This is a genomic window from Algoriphagus sp. A40 (assembly GCF_002002735.1).
Lineage (GTDB): Bacteria > Bacteroidota > Bacteroidia > Cytophagales > Cyclobacteriaceae > Algoriphagus.
In genome coordinates, this window is sequence record NZ_MUNY01000042.1 from 42,210 (window position 1) to 57,900 (window position 15,691).

Annotated in this window: 6 protein-coding genes; all 6 read right to left on the minus strand. The window is 41.7% G+C overall.

All coding sequences use genetic code 11. From position 1 onward, the window contains the following. Nucleotides 1-149 precede the first annotated feature (149 nt). Nucleotides 150-695 carry a hypothetical protein gene (locus B0E43_RS26715; protein ID WP_077347486.1) on the minus strand — a complete coding sequence of 182 codons (546 nt, stop codon included), beginning with the start codon at nt 693-695 and terminating at the stop codon, nt 150-152. Beyond that, complete coding sequence (locus tag B0E43_RS26720; protein ID WP_077347488.1) at nt 679-1,872, minus strand: hypothetical protein; 1,194 nt, start codon at nt 1,870-1,872, stop codon at nt 679-681. Before B0E43_RS26720 ends, B0E43_RS26715 begins: the two co-directional genes overlap by 17 nt. A 3-nt stretch (nt 1,873-1,875) precedes the next feature. Beyond that, a complete protein-coding gene (locus tag B0E43_RS26725) occupies nt 1,876-2,688 on the minus strand; it encodes a hypothetical protein (protein WP_139352669.1) in 813 nt (270 codons plus the stop codon). Then, entirely contained in the window at nt 2,666-5,365 is a 2,700-nt protein-coding gene (locus B0E43_RS26730; protein WP_139352670.1) for a hypothetical protein, read from the minus strand. The genes B0E43_RS26725 and B0E43_RS26730 overlap by 23 nt, the downstream gene beginning before the upstream one ends. Nucleotides 5,366-5,839: 474 nt before the next feature. Then, a complete protein-coding gene (locus B0E43_RS26735; protein WP_077347494.1) occupies nt 5,840-10,033 on the minus strand; it encodes a hypothetical protein in 4,194 nt (1,397 codons plus the stop codon). A gap of 49 nt (nt 10,034-10,082) precedes the next feature. After that, a complete protein-coding gene (locus B0E43_RS26740; RefSeq protein WP_077347496.1) occupies nt 10,083-15,449 on the minus strand; it encodes a hypothetical protein in 5,367 nt (1,788 codons plus the stop codon). Nucleotides 15,450-15,691: the final 242 nt, after the last annotated feature.

Below are 15,691 nucleotides of genomic sequence, written 5' to 3' on the forward strand. Positions count from 1 at the left end.
ACTAAGCTAAAATTATCAAAAGGGATTTATTTATTCTCTGGGAATTAGGGTTGGAAAATTACAGCAAGTCCCAAAAACGATCTGACTATGCCCTGAATGAGATGATGGGATGAATAATTGTTTTGAGTTTGCTATAAGTCATTCTAAATTTAAATTGCTTTGTCCTTCAATTTGTCGTTAGCCAAAATTATCGCAAAGTCAAAGAACAAACCGACTGCTTTTGTAAACCGAAATTTTAATTTACTGTTCCCTACATACTGAACTACATTTCGTCTTTGCCACTCATTTAAAAAAGTAATCAAGTCAATGTCGCCTTTATTGTTTGCTATTGAAGTGCTTTCAATTATTTCTCTTTTTTTAGAAGATTCGCTTAGAAATGCTGTGATGTCCTCAACTAAAAAACTTTCAAATTCAATTTCTTGTTTGAAGTCCTTTCCATCCTTGTCCAATTCACGGCAAAGCAGGGCAAGGAAAATTAAAAAGTCCCTGCTATTCTTGTCTTTCTCGTTTGTCGATTTTAAATAAACATAATCTGTCGTGGCTATTAATTCATATTCAAATGTCTGCTTGAAAAAGTCCGCATACATTTCACGGTCAAAATAAATGGGAGTATATAATTCATCGTTCTCTAAGATGAATTTGCCATTCAAAAGTTGTTGAGTTATTTCTTTATGTTGTTTAGGAAATGGAAGCATATAATTTCACTTTAGGTAATTGAATAATTGCGTCTGATAATTCTATTTCAAATTTTTGATTGTCTGAAAACTCTGCATAAAAATCCTTTTCGTGAATAAGATTTGCCAATGAAATAAACTTTATGACACTAATGTTTTCTGTTTCCGTTTGCAGTTGGTTGTAACACCACTCATAAAAATTTGCCAGTGGCAAATTTTTCATTAACTCGTCTTTGTAATGCTCGGAGTCGGGTATCCAATCGTCAATTTCTGTTGTATCGTCTTCAAAGAAAATTGTTTCTCTGTGCTTAAACTGGTCAAGAAACAAACTTGCTTCGTCTCCAAATTCCTTTGAGTAAACCAAATGGTTTTTTCGTCTTGCAAGTATTGGTAAATCTTCTCTACCAAAAGGCTTTTGTAGAAATGCACCCAAACCTTTTAGGATTAAAGAATTTGATTCAATCCTTCTTAGCAAAGGAATAAGTTCGTTTGAAAGATGTCTTATGATTGAATTGAGTTCTTTATTTGTGTTGTCAGAGAAAAAATAAAGTTGTTCGTATAGCTGGCGAATTTCATAATCATTTTCCTCAAACTTTTTGTAGTTGGCATAATCCAAAATTTCACGAAGTGATTTTATAATTGTTAGGTCTTGGCGGCTATCAAAAATATCGTTCAATGGTTTTACGAAAACTTCAATCCATTCCCTTGTCTTTGCAATTCGTAGCGTTAAATCATTATCGGTTTTTTCTCCTGTCTTTATGTTCTCAGTGTCCTTGAAAAGTTTTCGTAGTTCGTCATTCAGTCCCGTTGTAAAATCTGAAATGGTTTCTCTTAATGCTCTGACAATTCTAAAAATGGTTTCCTTGTCTGTGCAGATTTGCAGTTTTGCAAATGCTTCATTTATCGTTTTGGTCTGATTAGCCCAACGGTCGGGCAGAGATAAATTTGATTCCTTCAAAAGGAATTCAATAAATCGTTTGTAATGAATATTGAAAATTAGGTTGCCTTCTAACTGGTCAAGCAAAATTCCATACTCAAATAGTTTCTCTCGGTTAAATTCTTTCTCTGTGCAAAGTTTTTGTAAGTCGTCATTTGTTATGCTGTCATCTTCCTTACGAATACGATAAAGCAATTCTATGAATGAAAAATTATCAAGCATAAAACCTAAAATCCGTGTCGGTGAAAGATTGTAATTCATTGCTTAGTCCTCAAAAATTATTTGTTGTTCTAAAAAGTATTTCGTTTCCAAAAGTTGTTTGCAAACTTTGCTTACAATTTCTTCTTGGCTTTGCAACACTTGTGTTGTAGGCTGTTGCTCCATTCCATTTTTCTTTTTCAATGGCTTACTATATTCTTTAAAGAGCTTATCATAGTTGTCAGGGAAAAACAATTTTGTGTTTGGGTAAATGCTTTTCATTTTCAAGTATTCATTCAGTCCTACAAAATCGTAATCAGGGCAAAAGAGAATTTCATTTGTTTCAATGCTCTTTAAGTTTTCAATACCTATTCTTCCGTAAATGTGAATGAAAGTGTATTCCCTGCTGATTGTCTTTTCTGCTACCATAAAGCAATCTAAATTTTCAACGAAACAAAGTTTGTCAGTTTTCAACTGATTCAATTGAATAGCGAAAACATTAAACTTCGTGGTCAGTTCTAATAAATTCAATTCTGAATTATTGGCAACAATTGTATTGCTGCCCCGCAGCAATACAATTCTTTGGCTTTCTTTTTTCCTGCCTTTGCTGTCTCTTAATGATTTGGCATTTTGAATAGCCGTAAACCTGTCGCTTATTTCATTTGGAAAAGAATTTATGAAATGCTGTTTTAAATGCTCCTCATTTACCACTTCATAAAACTTGCCTTTGTTTACTGCGGTTTTCAGTTCTATAAACTTTGCGGTTTCCAGAATTTGAAAATCTTTTGAACGCAAAATAGTCTTAGCAATGCCGCTTTGCGGCATTCGCTTAACTTCTATTAGTTCTTTCAAAAAATTATGAAACAGTAGGTTTTGCATTTTTATATCTGATACTTTTTACATTGGCACTATCCACTTTTAGCGGTTGTTTCTTTGATGCTTTTTTAATCACATAATATTTTTCAATTCCTTCAATTTGGCGTGGTGCTGCAAAGATTGGAATGAAGTTATACTTGATGCAATAGTTTATTATTTGACGAACATTGTGAGGTCCAATTTCTCCTAACTCGTCAATGTAAAGAACAATTTTATTGTCGGGTGCATTCTCTACTAAACGCTTAATGATACTTAGGAAAAGAAAAAGTTTCAAAACTCTGTCGGTTGCTCTTGATTCAACTTGCTTACCCAAATCAATTGGCGGTTTCTTTACTCCATCAATTTCAATTGAAATTTTCAATTGAAACAGTTCAGTAAATTTTATTTCCTTATTCTCTCTGATTTTATCTTCTAATGCTTTGATGCTTTCGGCTTGCTCTAAAGAAGTAGTAAACAAATCTGCTTTGTTGTCAAGTTTGGAAATTCTTGTGAGGGCTTGTATTTCCTTTTGAACGTCAGAAGCAACAATAGAAAGTTTGGTAATGTTTGAAACTGGAAAGTCCGCTAACTCTTTGTTGTAGTCGGTAATGAAGCGTTGGAAGTGATTGTATTTGTCTAAAAAATCACTGGTCGGTTTTGTAAACTCTGTATAAACAAGCTGCAACAAATCTTTGTAAATGGCATCAAGGTCTTTGATGTTGTCAATCTTCTGTTGCACCTTCTGAATAAATCTGTCAATGTCTTTCTCATCAATTTTCAAGTCTTTGTTTACAAAAACATAAAGCTCAAATCTTGAATGCTCTTTTTTATTGAGTTCACCGATTTGCTTTAGCAATTCGGTGTATGATTCATCAATATTTTTATTGAGAATAGCATCTGTTAGCGGTAAATCAAAATCCTTAGCCCTATCAAAATGTTCCTTTAATATTCGGTCTCTTGCTTTGAAATCATCTCTTTTCTTTTCTTCTCCACTAAGAAGGAGTTGAACATTTTTTATTTCCTGCTCTGTTTCAAAAGCTTTTGCTTTTGATTCAAGTTCTTTGCCTTTATAATCGTTAATGAGTTGTTGAACTGAATCTCTTTCAGAAATTATCAAATCTCGGCACTCAATTTTTTCAAAAAGTTGTTGCTTCTCGGTTAGTTGCTTTTCTACTTCTTTTTGGTCTTGCTCTTTTTTAGTCGTTTCCTTTACAAATTCTAAGGTTTTTTGTTTTTCTCCTAACTGTTTTTTTGCAGTCTTTAAAAATTCTTTTACATCGTCAATTGTTTCTATCGGCTCAATTTCTAATCCGTCAATTTTGATTTCTCCATCAAATATTTTCAGTAAATCGGTTGTTTCAGTTACTTTTTTTAGTAAGGCTTTGTTGGAATTTAGAGCTAAAATTTTGGGACTTAAAATGCTGTTTAATTTTCTTTTGACTTCAATATTGTCAGAAATATTTTGTCCAAGTATTTTATCAAAGTCTTTTTCCTTTTTTACTAATTGTGAGATTTGGGTTTCAAGTTTACCGATTTCAGTTTGAAGTTGATTTGCAGTCAACTTTTCTTTTTGTATTTTCTGTAACTCCGATAAGAGGTTTGTGTTTTCTTCCTTTAATCTGCTCAAATCATTTAATAATCCGTCATATGGCAAACTTCCTTTTTTATATTGGTCTATTAAATCAAGTTCAGCATTATGTTTTTTAAGGTTTTTTTCTTCTCCTTCGGCAAGTGTCGCAAATTTTATTTCATTTTGTTTTTGCTCTGTGTATTGTGTTCTAAAGGTAGTAGAAAGTTTCGTTTGTATTGTTCGGATGCCTCGCATCAAATCGCTATCATAATTTAATTGTGTTGCAATGTCCTTTGTTTCCTTATTGAATTGTTGAATAAAAGTGTTTTTCAATTCAGCACAAAGTCGATTGATAGCATTATAATCATCATTTGCCTTTTTTAAAAACTTAAATTCTTCAAGTATGCCTCGTAGGTTTTTTACTTCAAGTTCTGTTTCTCTTAGTTTCTCAACTTTTCTGTTTGTGTTATTCGCAAAAACCTGTAGTGTTTCTTCGCTAACATTTGCAGCAATGGTTAGTGCTTCTTTAAACTTTGGTTCGTCAATGTCGCTTGATTTTAAAAGAAGATGATAGATTTTTGTAAAACTGTTGCTGTGAGATTTTCCAACCCTTGTAATTTTATCAGTTGTCAAAACAACAGGCTTGTTGTCTGCTTTTTTACTGTAAACTCTGTCGTAAAGTTCGTCAGCCTTTAGTTGCTCTGGCTTGGATTGGGTTTTCAAAAGAAGTGTCGCCACAATCTTCTCAAAACTGATAGGGGCGAAGCCCCTATCAGTTTTTTCAAAAAAGTATTCTTCGTTGTATGATGAGTTGAATTTGTAATACTCTAATTCAAAGTTTCCGTTTGCTTTTACTAAAATGCAGTATGTGTAACCGCTTTTGTTGATTTCAAAAATTACGAAACTTTGATTGACTGTCTTGAAGTAGTGCTTTATAGATTCTTTTAATTTTCGTTCACCTTCAAACAGCATTTGTCCCTGGTCAATGATGTAAAGAAAATTGAGAGTGTTAATTAGGGAACTCTTACCAACATTACTGTCAGCCTCCAACTGTATGCTGGTCGTGTCGCCTATTAAGATGTCGGCTTTTGAATAGAGTTCTGAGTTTATAATTATTATTCTGTTTAACATTATCGGAAGTCTTAAAAGTTAGTAACAAATAAATGAATGCTTTCGAGTGTTTGGTGCGGTTGGGCAAAAGCCAATGTGCTTCAAATTGCGTTGTTTGTGTGTCGGCTTTGCAGGTCTTTTGATTTTGCGTAGGGTTGCCTTTTCCATTTGGTCACTGTATATAATTGTTTAACTTTCGGTTTTTTAGGGTTTATGGTAACACCTTGACACCCCCATCAGAAATCTTTCATAAGCTATCTAATTCAGGAATCAATCGACCCCCAACTTTTAAAAACACATATCAATTACCTCTCGGATTATGTCTCAAATTACACCTTTCTTCGTTTACCTATAACTTCCTTAAAAAAAAATTCCGAGGATATAGAGAAATTGACAAAACTTGTCAGGCTTTTATATCTCTCCCACACAAAAACTCATAAAAGCAAAAAAGCCCAACCTTCTGGCTGGGCTTTTACATAGGGAGGGTTCAGCAACTTACTCACAAGTTGGGCAGCAGACAAACGGCACCTTGGTCAGCGGAGAGGTTCTTAGAATCCTGAAATTCCCAAGACTGTTACCCAAATCCTCCCGGTCATCGGGGGTCGCGGTACCTGTTGCATGCATCATTCTTTGGGTGGCAAGCATAGCATCGGCGTTGTCGCCTGAAGTATTTCTGGCTCGGAAAAAATTCATGTGCTGAGCCAGATTGGTAATATTTCCAAACACTTCGACCACCAACACGCTCAAGGGACTATCTTCTGGTAATCCGAGATCCGTCAAATACCCGGCAATTTCCTGCGAAGTAAAGACGGCAGTTCCCACAGGATGCGATTCTTTGATATAAGCCAAGAGGTTCGCTGTTGATAGCTGCGGACTCACCTTAAACTGGCCAACTTCATACTTTGCCAGGCTTGGCATAAAATAGGTCTGTTGAGTCAGATCATTGATTTTTTTCAATGATTTTGGATCGGTATTCACCCGTACATCTATCCGCATCCTTCGCTCAGCGAGCAAAATATTCCGATGGTCCAGTCCATCTGCCTGATGAACCTGCGCATAAAGCAAGGTCCAAAGGCTGGTGCGGGGAGGCTTTGAGGTTACATTTTTCCCCTGGAAAACCGCCTTGGCGAAAGGTGCCGAGACATACATGTGGTTTTCATTTCTATTGAGCGAGCAAAGTAAAGTCGGAACCGGATGCTGCATCCCAGTCACCCGAAGTTCTCTACCAAACCTCCCCTGCGCAGTTGACCATAGGTTTCCTTTGGGGACACCATTGATCAATTCAAAATCCAGGACTGAGCTAAACTCCATTCCATCGAGCTCATCATCTTCTGCTTCCCGATCGATAAAATGCGCATGACCAACCCGGAATTCATAGGTGTAAAAGCCGAACATTTCCGGACTTTCCGGATGCATACCCGGAGGAATTGGCAGCAAATAGTGCTTATCGCTGTCCGTGGATTTGACCATCATCTGCATGGCATCCAGTCCGGATTTGTCGTCACTTTGACCGGGAATAATCCTTCGCATCAGCTCAGGATCAAGACTTAGGGAGGATTCCTCAGGTATCTGAAAGAGATCCCAGTCGTTGTTGGAAATCAGCTGATCGGGGGCATTCGCCAGCATCCGGCAAAAATACCCATCATCCGGATTTTGGATCGCCTCTTCAAATTCCACCCAAAGGAACCTTTTCCTGGCTTCGGTACTGCTGTAATCTTCCGCTCGGTCATAGGGTGAAAATGCCAATCCCACACTCACGATTTTCGGGGTTTGTGCAGGAATCAGCACAGTCGGCAGCTTCAGCAGATCTGTGGTCACCGGATCTGGAACGGCATGACCCTTTTTCATTTTTGGCACCAAAGTATATTCAGCCCAAAGTTCATCCGGATACCTCAATTCGCTGGTTCCCGGCCTAAAGCGCTCATTCTTTGGCTCCAAAGCATCAATGAAAATAACCCGGGTATAGTGCCTGTTGACCGAATCAAAGCTGTCCGCCTGCAAAGCCTCGAAGGAAACGGTATGCTTGATTTCGATGTCATCGAGGTAGTCATTTTCCCTGATCTCCTTTTTGGGTTCTCTTCTGAATCGGTGTTTTCTTTGGATGACAAAAGCAACATCCTCGTGACCATCCCAAGTCCAATCCCGGTTGAGTTGGTAGCTGAGGCAAGTCACCCAGTGGTAATAGAGGTCGGATTTGGTGGCAAAAGTGATGCTGCTGCCATCCGGAGCTAACGAATGCCTGATTCTGGCGCTGCAACCGAAGGCTACCCGCTCCCCTTTTTTGGCCATCAGAGTCAAACCTTTGGACTCCAATCCCAAAGAATCCGCCAATCGCTTGACTACATCGGGTTGATCATTTTCAGATCTTCGTCGAAGTCTGGCACCGAGGGTGATTTGCTTGGTGGTTGGAATCGGATCTGGTTTGAGATAAAGCGCCTGGAGTTCAGGGACATTTTTGTAAGGCAAAAGAAGCACATCCTCATTCTGAGTTTCTTTGTAAAACATCAATTGCTGAACCTTGCCAAACCTGCTGTCTTTGTCTTCGTCCGAGTCAATGATCCCGAAATAGATCTCTTCAGGTTCTTCCGAAGAAGCAACTGCACGCAACGAAACTCTAACCTGACGTCCTGTCGGTAAGACCAAGGCATTTGCCGAAAGTTGATCGAATAGTAGTTTTTGGGATAAAAAGGGATCAGCCGGTTCGGTCAAATTAAGAACGGGCACATCAATGAAATTGATCGGCAACTCTATTTTTCCATCAAATTCTGCAGGAAAATCCCATTCCCTTGAATACAAAGGAATATAAGAATCTCTTCCTGATCGACTGAGTTGGGTATCCATTCGAAGCGATTTTACCTCCACGAGGATCTTGATCTTGTGAACATCGGGATCAGGAAGCGCTGGCTTCAAACCCATTGCACCGAATTGCAACCCCTTCAGCATGGCGATCGGATCCTGTCCGATTTGCTGATACTTGTCCGTAAAAACTACCGAAGGATATTCTAACAGCGGCCGCTCGATCTGAAGCACGACATTGTCGCTGAATTCGGTGTCATCCGGATCTGCAGAGTTGAAAAAGTTTACTTTGTGCTCTTTAAGTCCCTCAGGTTTCTCTATTCTGAGCATACCCGGATTGACAAATCGCTTAAAAGAAACAGAGGTGTTCGGGCTGGGTGCAGGGTTGAGAGGCTCATCTTCCAAACTTGGACCTCCTCCAGAAATATCCGCCAACCTGATCCGGAATCGATAGGTATTCCCATACCTCAACTGGGTCTGTATTTGCCCAGGACTCAAGGCACTGTTGGGTGTCACTTGGCCGGACTGAGGACCCGATTGTACTCTGCCATTAGGTTGATCGGTCCGATAGATTTCCATCGCATCCTTGTCCTCGGTAGCCATGCTTTTCCCGATCCAATAGGCATAGTACATCGGCAGCCAATAGCCATCGCTTTTGGGTCCTGCGATCTTGGTTGGATAGACCTGATAGGGAAGCTCAGCCGTCTGGTTGGCAAAAGTTCCAGCCAAGCCGCCCTGAGCAGCATTGACTTGAACGACATTGAGACTTTCCCAAGGAGCTCCTGCTATAGCTTGCTGGACATCAATATGATATCCCAAGACTCCAAGTGGCGCATCGAGCCGCTTGCCGGAACCAAGCGCATCACCCGGATTTTCGAGAATTTGTCTCAGATACCAGACCAAAATCTGCTCATCATCCCAGCCCATCCGAATCCCGGAATCGGATTGAGGTGGAAGTCCGTCGGGTGCTTCCTCCAACAAGTTTCCGCTTTCGGCCTGATTGGCGTGGACGATTTTGGCAAAGCCATCATTATAAAGGTGTGCCTCCAAAAACAGTTCATCCCAAGGGCCCACAGGAATCGGTTCGGTCAGTTCGGTGGATTTCTGGTAAAGGACAGGAAACAAGACCGGAGCAAAAACGGGTCTATCCTCTCCGATCACCAAATCAGGAATTTTTGCAGCGTACCGCTTAACCAGCGGTCCGTCCGCAGCTTCCAACAAAGCAGTTTGGGCTGTTTCGTAATCTCCACCAACGATATCCGCATAAAGATATCCTCCGTTATCAAACCAGCCTGGTTCCACTTCCAATTGCACTTCGTAGATCATTCCACAGGCCTTGGCCAAGATCGGCTGGCGAAGGATATTTGCAAAGACCTTTCCCCAACTGACGCTATTTTTGGGGGCATAATTTAGGATCAAATCCACTTTGTCCCTTACTGCGCAGTGATAGGAATCATCCGTGACCGCATTGGGATGGCGGGGTTGTGTAAAATTGAACCTGCTGCGGTAGGAAAGTGGGAGGTATTTTTTGATGCCCCGCTTTCCGGCTTGGTCTAAAGGCACAGGATCCGGAAGTTTGTCCGTGTTGTCGGTTATCGTAAACGATGCCGCAATCTGTTGGAGGACAGTTGATTTATTCGCCGCAGGAATTTCGATCACGTCTCTGAGGATCGGCATTCTGCTTGCGGCAGTGGCGTTACTCAAAGGAAAGTCATCAGTTCCCTTTACAATTGCGAACATAAATTTGGGCTGCAGGTTAGCAAATCCGGGTACCTGTGTTGGATTGGGATTCCCAAGTCCCGTCGGCCAATTGGCAAAAGGATCGCTGTTTCTGGGTACTACTACAATATTGACAGTCAACACATTTCCTACAAGTCTCTGAGGAAAGGTCATTAGGGTTAGAATTCGTCTTGGTTCCATGTCGAAAAGATTAGAGAAAAAATCAGGCTATTTGGCGGCCTTCTTGCCAGGTTTCTTCAAAGCTGATATTGATAATGAAACAGATGCTGATATCCAGCCCGAAGGTGACGGAAGCCGTACAGTCGGTTTGGCCGTTTTCCCTTGTGACGGTACCACTCGCCTCTATGTAGATCGTGATACTTACCAGGCCTCCCACCAAACTTGCATGACCTTTGAACATCATAAATGCTGTCACCGAGATCTTTGTCGCCGAGGCATAAATCTCGCATCCTACCATGAAGGTGACGGTTACATTGCCAATCACCGGCAATCCGACCGAAAGTGATGCTCCAAAGCCAAACTTCATTGTAAGATTCGGCCCGACTTTCGTGTCACAGGCGATCTTGAGCTCAACCGCTCCGATGGCGTAAACCGTTGCTCCGCCCACTGTCAGGCACATCACTTCCAAACCGCCTTTGAACTGGATAAATCCACCGGCAGTTGGTAAAAGTTGAGTTGGGTCGGTGGTGACTTTGAGTGCTGCATTGAAATAGACTCCAAGTGCAAGGCTGGCCTCTAAGCGCAACGGACACTGGGGTGCTTCGTAGGCCTCTTTGAGAGGTGGGAACCTGACCAAAGGAATCTCCTTGGTAGCTTCAAATTTGTATTCCCAGATCTCTCCGGCATTGCTCATCGCTATCTGAAGTCCTTTCTTCAAAACCTCAGCATAGTTTCCTGTGGACATGGAAGCCAGCATCTGCAGGAGATCGATGACCGGCTGCAGGTCTTCACTGAATTCAATTTCAGGAATCGGCAACCCCTCGAGTTTGCTCGGATTATCAGGACCTCCCTCGTATCCGGATTCCTTGCCTTTTTGAGCGTCAAAATTTCCTTTGATAGTCATCAAGCGCTCGAAAGAACCCAAATCCACCACCATTCCCACATTGTTCACGCGGCTTTTCCAAGTATCCTTAAGGTCATTTGCAAAAGAATCCACGTCAAAATTCAGCTTGGAATCGATATAGGGTTTGGGGTTTTCTTTATCCGTCTTTTTCGCTTTGTATTCGATGTAGATTTTGAGCGCATCCATATTGACCAGATACAGCGGATCAAAGCTTGGGACATCAAAGGCTATTGCTTTGTTAAGCGCGTCATTTGCCTCTCCTGTCAACAGTTTGAATCCGCGGTCAATTATTTCACCAGCCTCTGTTTTGACTTTCAAATCCAACAACTCAAAAACCTGTCTGCCACCATCCAAAATCGGAATTGATTTAAAAGCATCAATTGCATTTCCATTAACATCTATTCCCGAAACCAATGCCACTGCTTTGCCCAAGTTGGTGTACCCATCACCGATATTTGGAAAAATGCTGCTGCTGTCCATCAACCGATAAGCATCAGCAAATGCCGGAGGGGTTTTGCTCAGAAGTTTTTTAGTATCAAACTTAAAGCTTGGAGTCAGGAAAAGTGCTTTTTGGGTGGCGGTGGACTGTAAAAATCCAAAATTGAAAGTGTTTCCTATCGGCTCTCTCAGAATCTCAAGTGGATGGGCAATCCGAAGGAGTTTTCCGGTCTGGATGTTATTTGGAACAACATTTCCTTCCACCCATTTTCCTTCTCTGACCACAGGAACCGGCACATAAGTTGGCAATGGCGTCACTTCTCCTGTACCTGTCTCGTGCTGCACGACCGACCAACTTCCATCTTTAGGCAAAAGCACATTTCCGCGTGCTGCAGCCACAAAAATCGGATCCGCTGCATTATTATTTGCTTTGACCGAAGGTGAAATGTCAAACCGTGTAATCCGCATCAATTGCCCCGATTTGTTCAGATCCATGACGCAATCCACATCTCCACCGATCTGCCCTCCCTGGAGATCCAATAATGCTTTGAAGTTTGCTGCCGGAATTGTGACGCCCTGCGGAGCCAACTGCACATATCCCAGGATTTTTTTGGAAGGTGTCAGCCCGTTCTTGTGACCCTGAACAAGGTTGTCAATTTTTACATCTGCATCAAACCATACAGCAGCCAAAATCACATCTTTGGTTATTTCAGCTCCCGTGTTATTGGTGACCCATTCACCAAATTCATCCACATATTTTGTCCCTTGAGGAATCTTGATCGCCTTTGGAACATTGTATTCGGCAATATTCCCGTCCTCTTGAATATTGGTTACATTGAACAATCCCCGAATCGGACCAGTATGCAGCTCATAGGGTTCCACAGTCACCGTATGAAAAATGGTGTTTCCCGATTCATCTACACCTTCGGGTGGCAAACTCTTGTCGATATACTTATATCTAAAATCAAAAAGTCCATCCGACTCTGCTTGCCATCCGCTGTCAGTTCGATAGACATAACCTGACCCGGTTCGGAAAAGTGTAATTGTCCTCACCACTCGGATTCCCCATGGTTTGAGGATGCTTTTCACTTGGATCACTTCATGACCAGTTCGGCCAAGCATGATATCAAACCTTGCCTGACTAGTCTCGGCAATTGCAGCTCTTGGACTCAGCCAATTGCTGAAGGTGCTGGCTCCGTATCCGGAAAAGTCAATTTTGGAAAGAGGCACTCCCCGCTTTTTCAGGATGTCAGGAGTTGATTCACTGGTGAAAAACTCTCCGTTAAAAATCTTGGTGACGCTTCGGCCCAAGGTGCTGGAATTGTTAGGCTGACCGTCCATTCCCAGAATGTTGGAAAGCTGGACAGTGAATCCTTTAAACATCGGGCTATCCGGTCCGGCACCCTGCATTGCATCCTTTCCATAATCCTTGGCAATGGCACGAATCTGAATTCCACCAACCATGTCATTTGGAAAACTTGGCTTCACCAGGTTAAGCTCAGGCTTTTGGGATTCTCTGGGTTCATCATGAGAAAGCTGCGCCAATGCTTTCAGACCAAAGGAAAGTGTAAACAAGGCGTCAACTGGCGTTTTTTGATTTTTGTATTGCTCCAGTGTGTACTTCACCAAAGGAATCGGAGCCAAAGGAACTTGACCACCATGGTAGTTTGCAATGCGGGACGGCCCGCCGTCATTCGGGTAATAGTTGAAAAACAAAGGCGGATCTCCTAAGACATTGTTTCCGGGAGGAGTCAAATTGTAAACGGGCTCCCAGGCAACTTGCGGAAGCATGAATAGTCTGGCTGCTGAGCTTCGTACGACCACTTCCATCCCTTCCACTCCAAACATCTGATTGGACGTCTGCTCGATATGTGCCACATTTTCCCCTCTCCCAACTGCGATTCCTGTTTTTACTCTGGTTGGAAAAGGGGCTCCTAGACTCACACCCATTTGATTTGCATTGGAGCTGACATCCAAAAGGGCAAAAAATTCATTTTGGTATTTCTGAATATGCGGAGTCAGGTGCTGTTCATAAGGAGGCAATGGTTTATTGACACTCACATTGCTCATCATAGTTACGCTTCCAGCTGGCTGAGATCCTGCTAAAGTTGTAGATGCTGAAGCTGGTGGCTGAGAATTGGCAACCATTCCAAAACCAGATGCAGTGCTCTGTTGCTCATTGGACGCAGGACCAAAGTGAAAGCTCACCTTCACATTATCTGTTTTTTCATTTTTGGGAGCCTGCGAAATCTGACAAACCAACCAACTGATAATCCCTTCGACTCCATCCTTTCCACCTCGGTTATTTAACCTTTGCAAGTAGGTTAGATTGGCCAAATAAGGGTCTGGAAGTGTAGGCAGATAACCCAAAAGGCCAAAAACCAAAAAGGTCTCACTTTTCAAAATCCGTTTCCAATCGGGAGTACATTCCCCAAAAATCATCGCACCGTTTACAGGTGTAATTTTAAATAAAGCGTTTTCCAACGCAAGGGCAAGGCTTTTGAATTTCGGGACTTTATCAAACGGTAGTTTATTGTCCCACAGAATATTGTCATCAATCAGGTAAAGCAGGTTTTTGGTTTCTGATCCGGCTAAAACCAACAAACTGTCTTTGGTTTTCACCGCAACGGGCAAACCATTTACCATAACCGGACGATCCACATGATGCACTGCGTTGACTGTGGTGACTAGCAGCTCGACTCCCTCTGCAAGTGAATTATAAATCACAGAAGTCTTCTTGCCTAAAAAGACACTCAGACTTGTTCCGTGAGTGTTTTGTTCGTCTTTCCAATGTTCAAATTCCTGAAATGCCCCTTCGCCCTCACCGGTAAGATCAGTCATGCCGATCCTTCCGGGATCCACCAAAAATAAAGGCTGCTGAAGCTTCAGATTTTTGGCCTCCAAACCTTCCCAGCTACATTTTAGTCCAGGCTTTCCTTCTAGGAAAAATCCTCCGGGACCTGCTACTTCCAGCGGATTGTTGACGTCAAGTTCGGCTGCCGGGATTGCCCAAGCGACTGTTTTGATCGGAGCGCTTTCTGAAAATTCAATTATTGGGCTTTTCTGTTTTGCTGGCTTGATCTCAGACTGATTACACGCCATTGGAATCAGCAATCTGCTGATTTGGGTATGGTAGGTGGGAGCTGCGTTTTTCTGATTAAAGACAAAATTTTGAGCGTAGAGCTCAACTTCTCCGCTTCCAACAGTTGCGATTTGAGCTTTTGAAGTTCCCGAAAATGAAAAAGACAAACTTTCAGGTGTTTTGATTTTGGCATCAACTGCATCCATTCCATGCTTTTTGGCTGGATAATTCACAGCCGCTGCCTGACCTATTACCAGCGAGACTTGGACTCCAGTCTGAGCTCCCAACACAAGCTTTTCGTTTTGAAGAACCGGATTTTGGCTGAGCTGGATTTTGCCAGATGCAACTTTTAATCCAGCATATCGGTTGGCAGGCGCATTTTGAGCCAACATGTCTGCCCGAATCCAGACACTTCCAGCCACTATTTTATACTCTTTGGTGACTTCCACTGGCGGAGTATTCACCTGCTTGAATTTGCTTTCATGAAATTCCGCCTGGAAAAGAATTACCGGGAGTGGGCTATTTTGTTGATAAAGACCCAACAGCTTAACCACCTTATAAAAATCAATCAGAACTAATCTTCCATCCTCACGGACAAGCGGTCCGACGGTTTTTTCAACCTTAGCTCCAGCTGCCCAAGCAGGTACACTGGTTTTGATCTGCGTGGTCTTGACTGGGACTTCCCTAACAAATGGCTTTAAAATAACTGCCTTAGCCTCCTTATTCTCTATTTTCTCCTCTGCCTCCACTTTCTCCACGATCTCACGGATCTTATCCATTTTTGCCGGTTTGATCCTTTCTTGTGAAAAAAGCTGGGATCTTTCGAAGCTGAAAGATTCAGATCGGATGCTGAGGTCTTTTGAAACGATCAGGCTTTTAGCCAATAATGGCAGCCCCTCTTTCCAGAGTGTGGGATCTTGGGCATCATCTGGCTGAAGGTGACCAAATACTTCAGCGAGCAGGATATTTAATTGGTCTTTTTCCATGAGAAAAAAATTGAGGGTTGAGATAAAAGCTATTTTGCAATTAAAAATTGATTGCTTGCCGCACAGAAAAACCTTCTCTCGAAATCGATTGAAAACTGAAAAACAGTGGAACAATCTAACCAAAATTCCTGGATTCGACCTAGCGAAATCAAGCCTAATTACTTGAAATTCTTATTCTTAATTCACCTATAGATAAAATGATTTAGGTTTGGGTTGGATATATCCAATTCACTCCCTGAAAT

What these genes read in the sequence shown, in the direction of transcription:
- B0E43_RS26715 (WP_077347486.1), bottom strand. Translation starts at nt 695, where the DNA reads ATGCTTCCATTTCCTAAACAACATAAAGAAATAACTCAACAACTTTTG.
- B0E43_RS26720 (WP_077347488.1), bottom strand. Translation starts at nt 1,872, where the DNA reads ATGAATTACAATCTTTCACCGACACGGATTTTAGGTTTTATGCTTGAT.
- B0E43_RS26725 (WP_139352669.1), bottom strand. Translation starts at nt 2,688, where the DNA reads ATGCAAAACCTACTGTTTCATAATTTTTTGAAAGAACTAATAGAAGTT.
- B0E43_RS26730 (WP_139352670.1), bottom strand. Translation starts at nt 5,365, where the DNA reads ATGTTAAACAGAATAATAATTATAAACTCAGAACTCTATTCAAAAGCC.
- B0E43_RS26735 (WP_077347494.1), bottom strand. Translation starts at nt 10,033, where the DNA reads ATGACCTTTCCTCAGAGACTTGTAGGAAATGTGTTGACTGTCAATATT.
- B0E43_RS26740 (WP_077347496.1), bottom strand. Translation starts at nt 15,449, where the DNA reads ATGGAAAAAGACCAATTAAATATCCTGCTCGCTGAAGTATTTGGTCAC.